14 protein-coding genes are annotated in these 15,944 nt (G+C 64.4%); 8 read left to right on the forward strand and 6 right to left on the reverse strand.

Features of this window, described 5'->3' with window-relative positions; genetic code table 11:
- Window positions 1–51: 51 nt before the first annotated feature.
- The 5 genes from lpxD to lpxB are packed head-to-tail and all read left to right on the forward strand — an operon-like array spanning window position 52 to window position 4,488.
- On the forward strand, window positions 52–1,107 hold the full coding sequence (gene lpxD / locus LB529_RS05675) for a UDP-3-O-(3-hydroxymyristoyl)glucosamine N-acyltransferase (RefSeq protein ID WP_224528731.1): 1,056 nt from the start codon (window positions 52–54) through the stop codon (window positions 1,105–1,107).
- Window positions 1,100–1,561, forward strand: a complete 462-nt coding sequence (fabZ, locus tag LB529_RS05680) for a 3-hydroxyacyl-ACP dehydratase FabZ (protein ID WP_095765364.1) — start codon at window positions 1,100–1,102, stop codon at window positions 1,559–1,561. The genes lpxD and fabZ overlap by 8 nt, the downstream gene beginning before the upstream one ends.
- Before the next feature lie 15 nt (window positions 1,562–1,576).
- On the forward strand, window positions 1,577–2,413 hold the full coding sequence (gene lpxA, locus LB529_RS05685; RefSeq protein ID WP_224710489.1) for an acyl-ACP--UDP-N-acetylglucosamine O-acyltransferase: 837 nt from the start codon (window positions 1,577–1,579) through the stop codon (window positions 2,411–2,413).
- Window positions 2,400–3,317 (forward strand): LpxI family protein, encoded by a 918-nt coding sequence (locus LB529_RS05690; RefSeq protein ID WP_224710490.1) that lies wholly within the window; start codon window positions 2,400–2,402, stop codon window positions 3,315–3,317. The genes lpxA and LB529_RS05690 overlap by 14 nt, the downstream gene beginning before the upstream one ends.
- Window positions 3,307–4,488, forward strand: a complete 1,182-nt coding sequence (gene lpxB, locus LB529_RS05695) for a lipid-A-disaccharide synthase (RefSeq protein WP_224710491.1) — start codon at window positions 3,307–3,309, stop codon at window positions 4,486–4,488. Before LB529_RS05690 ends, lpxB begins: the two co-directional genes overlap by 11 nt.
- A gap of 74 nt (window positions 4,489–4,562) precedes the next feature.
- On the opposite strand, the gene gltA is transcribed toward lpxB, so the two are convergent.
- Together gltA and gltX are read right to left on the reverse strand one after the other, a co-directional pair.
- Window positions 4,563–5,891 (reverse strand): citrate synthase, encoded by a 1,329-nt coding sequence (gene gltA / locus LB529_RS05700; RefSeq protein ID WP_224528714.1) that lies wholly within the window; start codon window positions 5,889–5,891, stop codon window positions 4,563–4,565.
- A 178-nt stretch (window positions 5,892–6,069) separates the two neighbouring features.
- A complete protein-coding gene (gene gltX / locus LB529_RS05705; RefSeq protein WP_224710492.1) occupies window positions 6,070–7,494 on the reverse strand; it encodes a glutamate--tRNA ligase in 1,425 nt (474 codons plus the stop codon).
- Between the two features lie 102 nt (window positions 7,495–7,596).
- Between gltX and LB529_RS05710 the strand changes: the two genes are divergently transcribed.
- Window positions 7,597–10,062 (forward strand): ComEC/Rec2 family competence protein, encoded by a 2,466-nt coding sequence (locus LB529_RS05710; protein ID WP_224710493.1) that lies wholly within the window; start codon window positions 7,597–7,599, stop codon window positions 10,060–10,062.
- A 36-nt stretch (window positions 10,063–10,098) separates the two neighbouring features.
- Here the strand turns inward: LB529_RS05710 and lexA are convergent, their stop codons facing one another.
- Complete coding sequence (gene lexA, locus LB529_RS05715; protein ID WP_224544475.1) at window positions 10,099–10,833, reverse strand: transcriptional repressor LexA; 735 nt, start codon at window positions 10,831–10,833, stop codon at window positions 10,099–10,101.
- A 433-nt stretch (window positions 10,834–11,266) separates the two neighbouring features.
- On the opposite strand from lexA, the gene kynU reads away from it, so the two are divergent.
- The gene (gene kynU / locus LB529_RS05720) at window positions 11,267–12,514 is read left to right on the forward strand and encodes a kynureninase (protein ID WP_224710494.1); all 1,248 of its coding nucleotides are present in this window, start codon (window positions 11,267–11,269) and stop codon (window positions 12,512–12,514) included.
- Window positions 12,515–12,561: 47 nt separating this feature from the next.
- Entirely contained in the window at window positions 12,562–13,392 is an 831-nt protein-coding gene (locus tag LB529_RS05725) for an alpha/beta hydrolase (RefSeq protein WP_224710495.1), read from the forward strand.
- Window positions 13,393–13,440: 48 nt separating this feature from the next.
- Here the strand turns inward: LB529_RS05725 and glp are convergent, their stop codons facing one another.
- Genes glp through trpC form a run of 3 tightly spaced genes read right to left on the reverse strand, consistent with a single transcriptional unit; the run spans window position 13,441 to window position 15,940 of the window.
- Window positions 13,441–14,646, reverse strand: a complete 1,206-nt coding sequence (gene glp, locus LB529_RS05730) for a gephyrin-like molybdotransferase Glp (RefSeq protein ID WP_224710496.1) — start codon at window positions 14,644–14,646, stop codon at window positions 13,441–13,443.
- Window positions 14,646–15,125: a cyclic pyranopterin monophosphate synthase MoaC gene (moaC, locus tag LB529_RS05735; protein WP_224710497.1), complete on the reverse strand. Its 480-nt coding sequence runs from the start codon at window positions 15,123–15,125 to the stop codon at window positions 14,646–14,648. Before moaC ends, glp begins: the two co-directional genes overlap by 1 nt.
- Before the next feature lie 2 nt (window positions 15,126–15,127).
- Window positions 15,128–15,940, reverse strand: coding sequence for an indole-3-glycerol phosphate synthase TrpC (trpC, locus tag LB529_RS05740; RefSeq protein ID WP_224710498.1), 813 nt, complete (start codon window positions 15,938–15,940; stop codon window positions 15,128–15,130).
- Window positions 15,941–15,944: the final 4 nt, after the last annotated feature.

The raw sequence follows: 15,944 nt of genomic DNA on the forward strand, positions 1-15,944 counted from the left end.
GATGACGGCCCGGAGTGGACCGATCCAACCCAGCTGGATATTACTTCTGGAATGACCGATCCGGTGTTCTTCGCGCCTTCACGCCGGTACACGGCTGGCGAGGTCGCGAATCTGACCGGCGCCAGCCTGTTCGATTCCGATCAGGCCGAAATTGCCATCGAGGCGCTGGCTCCCGCCAACGAGGGTGGCAACGGCGCGCTCGTCTTTGTCGACGGCAAGCGCAATTTCGCCTTGATGCCGTCGCTCAGGGCGGCCGCGGTGCTATGCCCCGCCGATTTCGCTAGCAAGGCGCCGCCGGGCATCGCGGTGCTGATGCATCCGCGCCCGCAACAAGCTTTCGCGATGGTCGGGCGCCTGTTGTTTCCGCAGGCTGCGACTCCGGGGCCATTGACCGGAGAAACCGGCATATCGCCCCATGCGTTTATCGATCCATCCGCGCATATCGAGGACGGGGCGATCGTAGAGGCAGGCGCCGTGATCGGTGCCGGCGTATCCATCGGCAGCGGCACGGTCGTTGCGCCCCACGCCGTTGTCGGCCGTTCCTGCCAGATCGGCCGCGACGGCTTCATCGGCCCCGGCGTCAGCATTCAATATGCGCTTATCGGCAACCGCGTCATCATCCATGGCGGCGCCAGGATCGGCCAGGATGGTTTCGGCTTTGTCGGCGGCGCCAAAGGGCCTGAACGCGTGCCGCAGATCGGCCGCGTCATCATCCAGGACGATGTCGAGATCGGCTCCAATTCGACTGTCGACCGCGGCGCGATGTCCGACACCGTCATCGGCCAGGGCACCAAGATCGACAATCTGGTGCAGATCGCCCACAATGTTCGCATCGGCCGCAATTGCATTATAGCTGGGCTTTCGGGTATTTCCGGTTCCGTCGTCGTCGGCGACAATGTCACCATGGGCGGCGGTGTCGGCCTCGCCGATCATCTGACCATCGGGCCAGGAGCCAAGCTTGCTGCGAGAAGTGGATTCATGAACAACGTGCCGGCAGGCGAGGTCTGGGGAGGTTACCCGGCGCAACCCATGGCGGAAGCCATGCGCGAGATAGCGATGCTGCGCAGGATGGCCAGGACGCGCAAGCAAGGCGACGGAAATGGCTGATACGGTGGCAACTTCACTCGACGCGGTCGACATCATGGGGCTTATGAAGCTCCTGCCGCACCGCTATCCGTTCCTGCTGATCGATCGCATCGTCGACATAGACGGCGACGAGTCCGCAGTCGGCATCAAGAACGTGACCATCAACGAGCCGCATTTCCAGGGCCACTTTCCCCAGCAGCCAGTCATGCCCGGCGTGCTCATCATCGAGGCGATGGCCCAGACCGCAGGCGCGATCTGCATTCGCAGCCTCAACACCGAGAAGCCGTCGCTGGTTTATTTCATGACCATCGACAACGCGAAATTCCGCAAGCCGGTCGTTCCAGGCGATCAGCTCAGGATCCACGTCAAGAAGATCAAAAAACGCGGCAACCTGCTGAAATTCGCCTGCGAGGCGATGGTTGACGGCGCGAAAGCCGCCGAAGCCGAGGTTTCGGCCATGATGGTTACCGGCTGACGGTTCGAAATGCTCATGAAAGTCGCGACATCCATCCATCCTTCCTCGGCCGTCGAAGAAGGAGCCAAGCTCGGCGAAGGCGTCCGTATCGGACCCTTCTGCCATGTCAGCGCCGATTCGATCCTCGGCGACCGCGTCGAACTGGTCAGCCATGTGTCGGTGATGGGCGCCACGTCCATCGGGGCGGGGACAAAGGTCTATCCGATGGCGACGCTCGGCGCGCCGCCGCAAAACACCAAGCACAAGGGCGGTCGCACTACTCTGGTCATCGGAGCGAACTGCACCATTCGTGAAGGCGTCACAATGCATGTCGGCACCGACACCAGCCGTGGCGAGACGACTGTCGGCGACAACGGCAACTTCCTCGCCTATGCCCACATCGCCCATGATTGCGTCGTCGGCAAGAACGCCACCTTCGCCAATGGCGCGACGCTGGGCGGACATTGCGAGATCGGCGACAACGTCTATATCGGCGGCCTGACCGCCGTTCATCAATTCGTGCGCCTCGGCGACAATGTGTTCATCGGCGGCTGCGCGGCGGTCGTTGGCGACGTCATTCCTTATGCCATCGCCGCCGGCAACCGCGCCAAGCTGCGTGGGCTGAACATCATAGGTCTCAAGCGCTCCGGCCTGCCGCGTTCCGAAATCTACCTGCTGCGCAAGGCTTATAGGACGATCTTCGATCGTTCCCGCACCGTCGGTGAGAATGTGGAGCTCGCGAAGGCCGAGTTCGCGGGGTCGCCAACGGCCATGAAGATCATCGATTTCATCACAAGTCGCGGCAAACGGCACTTTGCCGTCCCATCGCTCAAGGGCGACGGCGACGATGACAGCGGCGATGACGAGGGCTGAGCCTGCCAAGGCAGGGCTCGTACTCGCGCCAGGCTCCAGGGTCGGCATCATCGCCGGTGGGGGCAGCCTGCCCGTCGAAGTTGCCGACGGCCTGGTCAAGCAAGGTTTTGTGCCCTTCGTGATCATCGCCGAGGGTGAGGTCGACCGCGAGGCGGACTTTTCCGCCTACGAGCGGCAGACACTGGCACTGGAAGATATCGGCCTGCTGCTTCCTTTGTTGAAGCGCAATGAGATCACGCATCTCGTTCTTGCCGGCGAAATCAAGCGCAGGCCGCGTTTGAGCAAGATTCGACCGACATTTGGTTTGCTGGCCATAATACCTTCCGTGATCAGAGCGCTGAGACGTGGCGACGACGGCTTGCTGAAAGTGTTGACCCGAAGCCTGGAAGATCGGGGCATTGCGGTGGTCGGCGCGCATGAGGTCGTTCCCGAACTGACGGCTGGCGAAGGCACGTTGACGGCGGCTCATCCAAACCAATCGGACTGGCGCGACATCAAAGCCGGGCGCGCCGCCGCCAAAGCCATTGGCGCGCTCGATATCGGCCAGGCGGCGATTGCGATCGGAGGTCGAGCCATCGCGCTGGAAGGCATTGAGGGCACTGCCGGCCTGCTCGACAGAACGCGGGAATTGCGCGGCCACGGCAGGCTGGCCGGCAAGGCGCGCGGCGTACTGGTCAAATGCGCCAAGCCTAGGCAGGAGCTGCGCGCCGACTTGCCCTCCATCGGCCCGCAGACGATCGAAGCCGCACACGCCGCCGGGCTGGCCGGCATTGCGCTGGAAGCCGGCCACGCCCTAATTCTCGAAGGTCCGGAAACGCTGGCGCGCGCCAATGCTCTCGGCCTGTTCATCATCGGCCTGCCCGCCATGGAGGCGTCCAATGGGGAGCCGGCTAATGGTCGCTGACAAGCCGCTCAAGCTCGCGATCGTCGCCGGCGAGGAATCCGGCGATCTGCTTGGCGCCGACATCGTGCGGGCGCTCGAGCGCACGACGGGCCGCAAGGTGCAGCTCGTCGGCATTGGTGGCCGCCACCTGCAGCAACTGGGGCTGACCCCACTCTTCGATGGCGGCGAGATCGCGCTGATGGGCTTCAGCGCGGTGCTGCGCGACCTGCCGCGGCTGATGCGCCGCATCAGCCAGACGGCGGCGATGATCGCGGCCGAGCGGCCCGATTGCCTGATCACCATCGACAGTCCGGACTTTTCGCTGCGTGTCGCAAAGAAGATCCGCGCAACGGCACCGGCCATTCCGATCGTCCATTATGTCTGCCCGAGCGTATGGGCCTGGCGGCCGGGCAGGGCGGTGGCGATGAAGCCCTATGTCGATCACATCCTCTGTATCCTTCCGTTCGAGGTGAAGGCGCTCGCTCGTCTTGGCGGACCGCCGGGCACTTATGTCGGCCACCGGTTGACGCAGGATCCGGGCGTGCTTGGCGCCGCCAAGGCGCAGAGCCAGCCGCGCGATCTCGCCGACGACCGCGTCAAGACGGTGCTGGTGCTGCCCGGCTCGCGCCGCGGCGAGGTGCGGCGGCTGATCGAACCCTTCGGCAAGGCGATGTCGGCGCTGCGCCAGCGCGGCCACCGCCTGCGCTTGCTGTTGCCGACGGTGCCGCATGTCGCCGAGCTGGTGAAGGCCTCGATCGCGAGTTGGGACGACAAGCCGGAAATCATCACCGAGCCGGAGCGCAAATGGCAGGCCTTCGGCAAGGCCGATGCAGCGTTGATCGCCTCTGGGACGGTTTCGCTGGAACTGGCGCTCGCGGGCGTTCCGATGGTTTCCTGCTACAAGCTCGACCCGATCGCGCGCCAGCTTCTGCAGCATTTGGTGACGACGTGGTCGGCGCTGCTGCCCAATTTGATATCCGACCGCGCGCTGGTGCCGGAATTCTACGATCAGTATGTCCGGCCGGAGAACCTGGCGCGGCAGCTGGAAGCCCTGTTTGCCGACACCGGCATGCGCGCCTGGCAAAAGGCGGGCTTTGCCGAGATTGCCCGGCGCATGGCGACCGAGCGACCCTCGGGCGAGATCGCCGCCGAGGTGGTGATGGGGTGCATAAAGAGAGCGAATAGGGAGTAGCGAATAGCGAATAGGGCTGTGTCGGCTTCGCCCGTTTCCCCTATTCGCTACTCGCTATTTCGATATTCGCTCAATTACCTTTTGGCAATCGGCACGTAATCGCGTTCCGTGGCGCCGGTGTAGAGCTGGCGCGGGCGGCCGATCTTCTGGTGCGGATCCTCGATCATTTCCTTCCACTGCGCGATCCAGCCGACGGTGCGGGCGACCGCGAACAGCACGGTGAACATGGTGGTGGGGAAGCCCAGCGCCTTCAGCGTGATGCCGGAATAGAAGTCGACATTCGGATAAAGCTTCTTTTCGATGAAGTACTCGTCGGTCAGCGCGATCTTTTCCAGCTCCATCGCGATGTCGAGCAGAGGATCGTCCTTGATGCCGAGCTCGCCCAGCACCTCATGCGCGGTCTTCTGCATGATCTTGGCGCGCGGATCATAGTTCTTGTAGACGCGGTGGCCGAAGCCCATCAACCGGAACGGGTCGTTCTTGTCCTTGGCGCGGGCGATGAACTCGGGGATGTGATCGACATGGCCGATCTCGCCCAGCATGTTGAGGGCCGCTTCGTTGGCGCCGCCGTGCGCCGGACCCCACAGGCAGGCGATGCCGGCGGCGATGCAGGCGAACGGGTTGGCGCCCGAAGAGCCGGCCAGGCGCACGGTCGAGGTCGAAGCGTTCTGCTCGTGGTCGGCGTGCAGGATGAAAATGCGGTCCATGGCGCGCGCCAGCACCGGATTGATCTTGTATTCCTCGCATGGCACGGCAAAGCACATGTGCAGGAAGTTGGCCGCGAAGCCGAGATCGTTCTTCGGGTAAATGAAGGGTTGGCCGATATGGTACTTATAGGCCATCGCCGCGATCGTCGGCATCTTGGCGATCAGGCGCATGGAGGCGACCATGCGCTGATACGGGTCCGAGATATCGGTCGAGTCGTGATAGAAGGCCGACAGCGCGCCGACCACGCCGCACATCACCGCCATCGGATGCGCGTCGCGGCGGAAGCCGGTGAAGAAGCGCGACATCTGCTCATGCACCATCGTGTGGCGCGTCACGCGATAATCGAAGTCGTCCTTCTGCGCCTTGGTAGGCAACTCGCCGTAGAGCAGCAGATAGCAGACCTCGAGGAAGTCGCCGTGCTCGGCGAGCTGATCGATCGGGAAGCCGCGATGCAGCAGGATGCCGGCATCGCCGTCGATGAAGGTGATCCCCGATTCGCAGCTCGCGGTGGAGGTGAAGCCGGGATCGTAAGTGAAGGCGCCGGTGGTGCTGTAGAGCGAACCGATGTCGATGACGTCCGGCCCGACCGTTCCGCTTCGCACCTTTAGTTCGTGCATCTTGCCGGCGAGCTCAAGCCTGGCGGCCGACTCGCGCTTTTTGCTGCCCGGTTCCGGTTTTGTCGCAGCTTCGCTCATTCTCAACTCCTTTTGTTCCTCATGCCGGCAAGGCAATTCCTGCAAACGACACGTCGAAGTCACCGGAATGCGCGAACTCGCCACCGCATTTTAGGAGGTGCGTGCCAGATTGGGCCAAGCCCAATGTTGCACTGCGAAACATACCTTTCAATGCCAATCTTCTTGGGCCAGCTCGCTCCTAATCGATTTGATCTCCAATGCGCGCCAGGCTTTCCTGACGGCCCAGCACGGCAAGCACGTCGAACACGCCGGGCGAGGTGGTGCGGCCGGTCAGCGCGGCTCTCAGGGGCTGCGCCACGGCGCCCAGCTTGTGCCCGCCGGCCTGCGCGAAGTCGCGGATCGAAGCTTCGGCCGAGGCGGCGTTCCAGTCGCCCTGAACAGAAGACAATGCACCATGCGCGCCGCGCAGAATCGCGCGCGCATCCGCGTTGAGCAAGCCCGCCGCCTTCTCGTCCAACGGCAACGGCCGCTCGACGAACAGGAACGCCGCGCCGTCGACCAGTTCCACAAGCGTCTTTGCCCGCTCCTTGAGGCCGGGCATGGCGGCAAGCAGTTGCGCCTTGCGCCGGTCATCGAGCTTTGCCGCGAGCGCCGGGCCGCCTTCGAGATAGGGCAAGGTGGCGACGAAGATGTCGAACAGCGCCCGGTCGTCCATCTTGCGCATATGGATGCCGTTCAGCGCCTCGAGCTTGGCGAAGTCGAAGCGGGCCGCGCCCTTGTTGACGTCGCCGATGTCGAACCAGGCGATCATGTCCTTAATCGACATCACCTCGTCGTCGCCATGGCTCCAGCCGAGCCTGGCCAGATAGTTGAGCAGAGCCTCGGGCAGGTAGCCCATGGCGCGATATGCCTCGACGCCGAGCGCGCCGTGCCGCTTCGACAGCTTGGCGCCGTCGGCGCCGTGGATCAGCGGGATGTGCGACATCGACGGCACATCCCAGCCCATGGCGTTGTAGATCACTGTCTGGCGCGCGGCATTGGTCAGGTGATCGTCGCCGCGGATGATGTGGGTGACGCCCATGTCGTGATCGTCGACGACGACGGCATGCATGTAGGTTGGGACGCCATCGGAGCGCAGGATGATGAAGTCGTCGAGATCCTTGTTGGGGAAGCGCACCTCGCCCTGCACACGGTCGTTGACGATCGTCACGCCCTCGGTCGGCGCCTTGATGCGAATCGCGCCCTTGACGCCTGCCGGCGCCTCGGAGGGGCCGCGGTCGCGCCAATGGCCGTTGTAACGCGGCGGCAGGCCCTTGGCACGTGCGGCCTCGCGCATCGCCTCCAGTTCCGCCGGCGTCTCGTAGCTGTAGTAGGCCTTTCCCATGCGCACGAGCTGCTCCGCCACCTCGCGGTGACGCGGCGCACGCTCGAACTGCGAGACGGCGTCGCCATCCCAGGAGAGGCCAAGCCAGGTCAGCCCGTCGAGAATGGCAGCCGTGGCAGCTTCGGTGGAGCGCTCGCGATCGGTATCCTCGATGCGCAGCAGCATCGTGCCGCCGGTGTGCTTGGCATAGAGCCAGTTGAACAGCGCCGTGCGCGCCCCGCCGATATGCAGGTAACCTGTAGGCGAGGGGGCAAAACGGGTGACGACCTTGTCGGACATGGAACTCTCGAAGAAGCGCTGAAAAATGCATGTTTCGCGCAGACTTCCACGCGACCGGCGTTCATGTAGCATAGGCGGTCTGGGGCGCAAGGGGCAGACCCGATGGCTGGACGTGGCCGGGGCGCGGAGGAGGGCGGGGGAACGACAGCAGGCGTCAGCGAACGCCTGATGTTTGCTCATGCCGTGCCTGCGGAAGAAGCGCCGGTTTCGCTTCCGGAACTCCGTCTACCAGCCGGGCTTCTGCCGCCCGGTGCCGGTGCGCTTCAGCCAGCCTCGTCAATAGACACCGTAGGCCGAATCCGCAAACAGCTTGGCCGCGCTTCGCTTCCTGCGTTGCGCCGAGGCATCGCCGTCGCCATGGAGATCGAGCTTGACCGTGGCGTGGGCTTCCTGCTGGTGCCGGTGTTCCTGGCAGCCGGCGTGATCTGTTACTTCTCGCTGAGCGCCGAGCCGGACCTCTACAGGCCGCTTGCGGCGGTCGCCCTGATGGCGGTCTGCGCGGCGGTCTCGCGTTCCCGGCACAGAACGCACCTTGTCTTCATGGCGGCGTTTTTCTGCGCCTTGGGCTTTCTTGCGGCCAAGGTGGAGACCTGGCGGATGGCGACCCCGATGCTGGGTTCCGAAATCCAGACACGGCTGACGGGCCGCCTCGTCACCGCCGAGGCGATGGCCAACGGCCGTGTCCGGCTCACCATAGATCTGATATCCACGGAGCGTCCGAAGCTGCGCTACGCGCCGGACCGCATCAGGCTGTCGGCGCGCAGGATCCCGTCCGACATGTCGGCCGGGTCGATGCTGACCGGCTATGCCAAGCTGCTGCCGCCGACAGGTCCTGTTCGGCCGGACAGCTACGACTTTTCCTTCGACAGCTATTTTGCCGGCATAGGCGCCAGCGGCTTTTTCCTGGGCTATCCGAAACTTGTCGCGCCGACCCCGAGTGCGCCAACGGAGGTGCCGTTTGGCGCGCGCGTGGCATCGGCCATAGAAAATGCTCGCGAGGGGATTGCCGACCACATCAGGAGCAGCATCGGCGGTTCCGAGGGCGAGATCGCGGCGGCGCTGATCGTCGGCGTTCGTGCTGGCATTCCGGAAGCCATCAACGAGTCGATGCGACGGACCGGCATCTACCACATCATTTCGATCTCCGGCCTGCATATGGCGCTGGTCGCCGGCACGATCATGGTGCTTTTGCGCGGCGCCTTCGCGCTGTTTCCGGACTTCTCGTCGCGCCGGCCGGTGAAGAAATATGCCGCTGGCATCGCGCTGGCGTCGATCGCCGCCTATCTCGTGATCTCCGGCATCGTGGTGGCGGCCGAGCGAAGCTTCATCATGCTTGGCGTGATGCTGGTCGCCGTGCTTTTCGACCGCGCGGCGCTGACCATGCGCAACCTGGCGATCTCTGCCATCGCCGTCATCCTGGTCTCGCCGCATGAAGTGGTCGGCCCGAGCTTCCAGATGTCCTTCGCCGCCACCGCCGCCCTGGTCGGCGCCTATGCCGGCTTTGCCGACTATCGCGCCGGCAAAACGACCGCGCCGCCGGCAAAGCGTTCGTTTCTCGGGTTCTTATCGCGAAAACTGGCGATTGGAGCGGGTGGCGCCGCCGTGACGTCGCTCATCGCGGGCAGCGCAACATTGTTGTTTGCCATCTGGCACTTCCAGCGGGTGTCGCCGCTCAGCCTGCTGGCCAATCTGGCGGTCATGCCGATCGTCTCATTGGTCGTCATGCCGTTCGCCGTGCTGAGCGCGCTGGCCATGCCCTTCGGCTTAGACGGTCCCTTCCTCTTTGTCATGGGCAAAGGCCTGACGGCGATGATCGCCATTTCGGCATGGATTTCCGAGCGCTCACCGGTCGACGCCGTGGGGCTGATCTCGATCCAGTCGGTGCTGCTGGCGACGGTCGCGCTGGTCATCGCGACCATGGCTACCACTTGGCTGAGGCTTGCCGCCGTACCTTTCGCGCTCGCTGCGCTGCTGGCCATTCCGCACGTCCGCACACCGGACGTGCTTATCTCGGAGGATGCGCATCTGGTGGCGATGCCGATCGGCGGCGGCGAGCTTGCCGTCAATCGCGAACGCTCCAACGAGTTCACCACCGACAACTGGAAACGGGCGCTGAAAGCCGAGGAGATCGTGCCGCCAGAAAGGTTCGCCAAAGATACGCTGGACATTGCCGATCCCGCCGACCTGCCGCCCGGCTCGCCCTTCTATTGCAGCGGCGATCTCTGCATCGGTCGGCATCCTTCCGGCGCGATCGTCGCGCTCGCCGAGACCCGCGACACCGCCCGGCCGGCCTGCGGCTTCGCCGACCTCATCGTCATCAACGACGCCACGGCCTATAACCCGTGCCGCGATCCGCGTGTGCTCGTCGTCACCAAGCGGCAGCTGGCGCGCGACGGCAGCGCCGCCGTTTTCTTCGATCCGCAATCGGCAACCGCGCGGCCAACCGTCCGCTACGCGGTCGTAGAACCATACCGACCCTGGCACGAGCAGCGGAAATACACGCGCGAGGCGAGGGGACTGGCGCCCTATAAGCAGCCGGAAAAACCAGCCGCCGCACCGGCCCAATAGATTGTCGTTCGGGCGAAGAAGGCCGGGCAGTTCTGCTCAGTAGCGGCGGATAAGTCCGACGAGCTTGCCCTGAACCTTGACCCGATCCGGTCCGAAGATCCGGGTCTCATAGGCCGGGTTGGCGGCCTCGAGCGCGATCGAGGCACCCTTGCGGCGGAAACGCTTAAGCGTCGCCTCCTCATCGTCGACCAGCGCCACCACGATCTCACCCGGGCTTGCCGTGTTCGCATTGCGGATGATGACGGTGTCGCCGTCGAAGATGCCGGCCTCGATCATCGAGTCGCCCTTGACCTCCAACGCGTAATGCTCGCCGCCCATGATCATGTCCGGCGGCACCGAGATCGAATGCGTCTGGTGCTGGATGGCGTCAATCGGCACGCCGGCGGCGATGCGGCCCATCACCGGAATGGATACGGCCGCCGCGGCCTCGTCGTCATTGCTTGGCGTCGGGGTGCGTGATGGAGTCGTCGGCTTGATCTGGCGACTGAGATTGCCTTGGCCGCCCTGGATGACGCTCGGCGAAAACTTCTTCGCGGCATTCAGGCCAGGCGCGATCGAGTCGGGCAGGCGCAGCACTTCCAGCGCGCGCGCCCGATTCGGCAGCCGGCGAATGAAGCCGCGTTCTTCCAGCGCCGTGATCAGCCGGTGGATGCCGGACTTGGAGGCAAGGTCGAGCGCCTCCTTCATCTCATCGAATGATGGAGGAATCCCGCTCTCCTTCAGGCGTTCATGGATGAACATCAGGAGTTCATGTTGTTTGCGCGTCAGCATCGGCGGCCCCCACGGGTTCTGAAACCAGAATCAGAAAAACAAACCCAGAACAAACACTATCTGTTCCAGTTGTGTTCCGCAACCGTTTAAAGTTTAGTGAATTTGTTAAGGCTGCCGAAACAATGTCGCATCCGGTGACGGCCGGCTGCCCCTCCTGGGGCAGCGGCATTGATTCCGCTCGATTTTGGAGTTCCCCTTAAGCTGAAATACAACCCGACACGATCACGAAGCCGTGGTTGGGATCACGTCGGCTCGTACCGTAAGCGCGTGGCACCGTGAACGAAACGAACCCAAAATGCCAACCTTGGCGAAGTTCCGATCCGCAGTCTTCGCCGTCTATGGACCAGCTAACATAGGACCAAAGGTTCTTGCCCTGTCGCCGAGGGTGGTGAGACAACCCCCTTGGCCAGATCGAAATGGAGGCGGCAGCACAATGAGGGGAATTCCTGATCTCGCCGAAGTCGAGGCGATGGATGCCGCGGATCCGCTGCGCGCGACGCGCGATCGCTTCGTCTTGCCGGAAGGCGTCCTATATCTCGACGGCAATTCGCTGGGCGCTGCTTCGATCGACGCCTTCAGCGAGATCGAGACTGCCACGAGGCAGGAATGGGCGCGGGATCTCATCCGCGCCTGGAACACCGCCGGCTGGTTCGATATGCCCATCGAGCTAGGTGACCAGCTAGGACGGCTGATCGGCGCGAAACCCGGCCAGACGGTCGTTTGCGACACGACTTCGATCAATATCTACAAGGTCCTGCATGCGGCACTTGCAATGCGGCCCGAGCGTTCGGTGATCGTTGCCGAGGGCGACAGCTTTCCGACCGACCTCTACATGGCGGAAGGGGTCGCATCGACGCGGTCCGGCACGGTGCTGCGGCTCGAATGCGCAGATGCCCCGACGATAGAAGAGCTGATCGACGATCGCGTCGCGGTCATCCTGGTCAACCACGTCAACTACAAATCCGGCCGGCTGCGCGACATGGCGGCGCTCACCCGCAAGGCTCATGAAGCCGGCGCGCTGATCGCGTGGGACCTCTGCCACACGGCGGGTGCGCTGCCGGTGGATCTCGACGGCTCTAATGCCGATTTCGCCATTGGCTGCACCTACAAGTATCTCAATGGCGGGCCGGGCTCGCCAGCCTTCATCTACGCCGCGAGCCGCCATCACCGCGACATTCGCCAGCCGCTCAGCGGCTGGTGGGGCCATGCCCGGCCTTTCGCGTTCGAGCAGGGCTACGCCGCAGGCACGGGCATCCGGCGGTTCCTGTGCGGAACGCAACCGGTGCTGTCGATGCGCGCGCTGAAAGGGGCGCTGGATATGTGGAACGATGTCGACATCAGGGCCGTGCGGAGAAAAAGCGCCGCATTGACGGACCTGTTCATCCGGCTTGTCGAAGCCAGATGCGGCGGCTTCGGTCTTGAGCTGGAGAGCCCGCGCTCAGGCGCCGAGCGCGGCAGCCAGGTGTCGTTCGCCCATCCGCATGGCTACCAGGTGATGCGTGCCTTGATCGAGCGCGGCGTGATCGGCGATTTCCGCGCGCCATCCACCATTCGTTTCGGCTTCACGCCGCTCTATGTCGGCTACCGCGATGTCTGGAATGCGGTCGAGGTGCTGCAGGACATCCTGCGGACTGGCATCTGGCAAGACGCGCGCTTTGCCGTCAAAACAACCGTTACCTGACTTTGAATCGGCGATGCCGAACAAATGACCTGATCGCGGAGACACCGTTGCTGGGACATCGTATTGCCGACTGGGATGACGCCTATGCAAATGGCGCCAATATCGCGGACGGCGACCGCTGGCCAGCTGCGTGGGATCGGCCGGCGCGGGCGTTTCGCGAAAGGCTGCTGTCAGAGGGCAGGGCGCGGCTCGATGTTGTCTACGGCGAAGCGCCGCGCAAGCGCTTCGACCTGTTTCTCCCGTCTGCGGCGCCAAGGGGGCTCGTCGTGTTCATCCACGGCGGCTATTGGATGGAGTCGGACAAGAGCTCCTGGTCGCATCTGGCTGGAGGCGCGCTCGGCCGCGGCTTTGCCGTCGCCATGCCCTCCTACACGCTGTGCCCGCAGACCAGGATCAGCGGCATAGTCGGCGAGGCCGCGGCAGCGATCGAGAAGGCGGCGGCCATGGTCGCTGGTCCGCTGATGCTGACCGGGCACTCGGCCGGCGGGCATCTCGCCAGCCGAATGGTGACCACGGTCTCACCGCTATCATCCGATGTGGCGCGGCGCATACGCCAGGTCGTTTCGATTTCAGGCCTGCACGACCTTCGGCCGCTGATGTTCACAGCGCTGAACGAGACCCTGAACATCGACGAGCCGGAAGCGCGGAGCGAAAGCCCGGCATTGTTGCGGCCTCGACAGGGAGCCTGCATCACCTGCTGGGCCGGCGGCGGCGAGCGTGCGGAATTCCTGCGCCAGAGCGCGTTGCTCGCCAACATCTGGACCGGGCTCGGCGCCTCCACCCGTTCAGTGGTCGAGCCGGACCGACATCATTTCAACATTGTCGATGGCCTCGCCGACCCGGATCATCCCCTGACCCGTACGCTGGTGGACGAATAAGGGTTACGATCGACTTCGTCGACGTATCAGGATCGACCTCGTCGACGCCTAACGCAGCATGAGCACGCTGCATTCAGCGCCGGCTTCCGCCGCCGGCGCAAAGGGCTCGCGCACGATCAGGCCGTTGGCGTCGGCGAGCATCCGCAGCATCGAGGAGTCCTGGATTCCGAAAGGCGTCGCGACCAAGGTGCCGGCGTCCTCGCGCACGACCGCGCGCACGTAATCCTGCCTGAGATCGTTGGCTCGCATCGCAGTGCCAAGCCGAGCCGTTCGCACGTCCTGCCGATGATCGCGGCCGCCGAGCCGCGCAAGCAGCGGCTTCAGGAAGAGTTGCGAGCAGACAATGCTTGCCACCGGATTGCCGGGCAGGCCGATGCAGCGGATATGGCCAAGCCGGCCAAACATCAGTGGTTTGCCGGGGCGCATGGCGATTTTCCAGAAATCGAGCTGCATGCCTTCGCCGGTCAGCACGCTATGGACGAGGTCGTGGTCGCCGACCGAGGCGCCGCCGAGCGTGACGATGACATCGGCGTCCGCCTCGACCGCTTTCCGGACCAGCGCGGCAATCGCCTCCTGGCGGTCGGCGGCGATGCCGAGATCGAGCGCGAGCGCGCCGACCGACTGGGCGGCGGCGGCAACGCCGTAGGCATTCGACGAAATGATCTGGTCAAGGCCGAGCGCGCTGCCCGGCGGCAGCAATTCGTCGCCGGTGGCGATGATCGCGACCAGCGGCCGGCGCACGACGTTCAGGGCTGGGTGGTTGGCCGAGGCCGCCAGCGAAAGGGCCGCTGCATCGAGTACGCGGCCCTTTTCGAGCAGCACGTCGCCCTGGCCGAAGTCGAGCCCGCGGCGGCGCACATTGCGTCCTTCCGCGGTCGGCTCCGTCACTTCGATCCTGCCGTTGCCGAGATCGCGGACGTTTTCCTGGATGACGACGGTGTCGGCCCCTTCGGGCAACGGTGCCCCGGTGAAGATGCGCACGGCCTGGCCTTCCCCGACGGTTCCGGAGAAACCGCGCCCGGCAGGCGCCACGCCGATGACCTCAAGTAGCGCCGGCGCCGAGGCGACATCGCAGAAGCGCGCGGCATAGCCGTCCATCGCGGAGGCATCGAAAGGTGGCTGCGTGCGCAGCGCGACCACCGGCTCGGCCAGCACGCGGCCCGCCGCGTCAGCCAGCGGAACGCGCTCGCCCGGCAGAGCCGTCACGCCGTCGAGCAGGCGTTCGAGCGCCTCGGTGACCGGGAGCAAGGCCATTATGGACCTGCCTTGTAGTCGCCTGATTTGCCGCCGGTCTTCTCGACCAGCCGGACGCCGGAAATCACCATCCCGCGGTCCGCTGCCTTGGCCATGTCGTAGATGGTGAGGCAGGCGACTGAAGCGGCAGTCAGCGCCTCCATCTCCACGCCCGTCTTGCCGGTGACGCGGGCGAGCGCGGTGACCTTGAGACCTGGCAAGGAATGGTCCGGCTCGATCTCGACGCCAACTTTGGTCAGAAGCAGCGGATGGCAGAGCGGGATCAGTTCGTGCGTCTTCTTTGCGGCCATGATGCCGGCGATACGGGCAGTCCCCAATACGTCGCCTTTCTTGGCGTCGCCGGCCAGGATCATCTCCAGCGTTTCCGGCTGCATGGAGACGAACCCTTCAGCGACTGCCGTGCGCGTCGTCTCGGCCTTGTCGCCGACATCGACCATGTTGGCTTCGCCGTTGGCACCAAGATGGGTAAGGGAGGCCATTTTCAAATGGCCTCGGCACGCGCCTTGCCGGTGAGCAGCAGTTGCGTGGCGGCGGCCACGTCGGCCTGCCGCATCAGGCTCTCGCCGACCAGGAAGGTGCCGATCTTGCTCTTCTCCAGCCGGCGGCAGTCCTGATGCGTGAAGATGCCGCTTTCGCTGACCAGCAGCCGATCCGCCGGCACCATGGCCGCCAGCCGCTCCGAAACGTCGAGGCTGGTTTCGAAGGTTCTGAGATCGCGGTTGTTGATGCCGATCAGCCGCGACGAAAGGCGAAGCGCGCGTTGCATTTCCATTTCGTCGTGCACCTCGACCAGAGCGTCCATGCCGAGCTCGAAGGCGGTCGCTTCAAGGTCCCTGGCAAGCGCGTCGTGGACGCTCGCCATGATGATCAGGATCGCGTCGGCGCCCCAGGCGCGTGCTTCGTAGACCTGGTAGGGATCGAACAGGAAATCCTTGCGCAGAGCCGGCAGGCGCACCGCTGCCCGAGCGGCTGTCAGGAATTCGGGAGCGCCCTGGAAAGACGGGGCGTCCGTAAGCACCGAAAGGCAGGCGGCGCCACCTTGCTGGTAGGCCTGTGCCAATGACGGCGGATCGAAATCGGCGCGGATCAGGCCCCTGGAAGGGCTGGCCTTCTTGATCTCGGCGATCAGCGCAAAACCGCCGTCTCGGCGCTTGGCTTCCAGCGCGGCAAGGAAGCCGCGCGGCGGCTCGGCGTCCCCGGCTTTCGTCTTGATCTCGGCGAACGACACGGCGAGCTTCGCCGCAGCGATCTCTTCACGCTTGTAGGCTTCGATCTTGCGCAGGATATCGGACAAGGGG

It is taken from the genome of Mesorhizobium sp. CA5 (genome assembly GCF_020165105.1).
GTDB lineage: Bacteria > Pseudomonadota > Alphaproteobacteria > Rhizobiales > Rhizobiaceae > Mesorhizobium.

Excerpts from the sequence above, each read along its gene's own strand:
- lpxD (WP_224528731.1), top strand. The coding sequence starts at position 52 with ATGACCGATCCGGTGTTCTTCGCGCCTTCACGCCGGTACACGGCTGGC.
- fabZ (WP_095765364.1), top strand. The coding sequence starts at position 1,100 with ATGGCTGATACGGTGGCAACTTCACTCGACGCGGTCGACATCATGGGG.
- lpxA (WP_224710489.1), top strand. The coding sequence starts at position 1,577 with ATGAAAGTCGCGACATCCATCCATCCTTCCTCGGCCGTCGAAGAAGGA.
- LB529_RS05690 (WP_224710490.1), top strand. The coding sequence starts at position 2,400 with ATGACGAGGGCTGAGCCTGCCAAGGCAGGGCTCGTACTCGCGCCAGGC.
- lpxB (WP_224710491.1), top strand. The coding sequence starts at position 3,307 with ATGGTCGCTGACAAGCCGCTCAAGCTCGCGATCGTCGCCGGCGAGGAA.
- gltA (WP_224528714.1), bottom strand. The coding sequence starts at position 5,891 with ATGAGCGAAGCTGCGACAAAACCGGAACCGGGCAGCAAAAAGCGCGAG.
- gltX (WP_224710492.1), bottom strand. The coding sequence starts at position 7,494 with ATGTCCGACAAGGTCGTCACCCGTTTTGCCCCCTCGCCTACAGGTTAC.
- LB529_RS05710 (WP_224710493.1), top strand. The coding sequence starts at position 7,597 with ATGGCTGGACGTGGCCGGGGCGCGGAGGAGGGCGGGGGAACGACAGCA.
- lexA (WP_224544475.1), bottom strand. The coding sequence starts at position 10,833 with ATGCTGACGCGCAAACAACATGAACTCCTGATGTTCATCCATGAACGC.
- kynU (WP_224710494.1), top strand. The coding sequence starts at position 11,267 with ATGAGGGGAATTCCTGATCTCGCCGAAGTCGAGGCGATGGATGCCGCG.
- glp (WP_224710496.1), bottom strand. The coding sequence starts at position 14,646 with ATGGCCTTGCTCCCGGTCACCGAGGCGCTCGAACGCCTGCTCGACGGC.
- moaC (WP_224710497.1), bottom strand. The coding sequence starts at position 15,125 with ATGGCCTCCCTTACCCATCTTGGTGCCAACGGCGAAGCCAACATGGTC.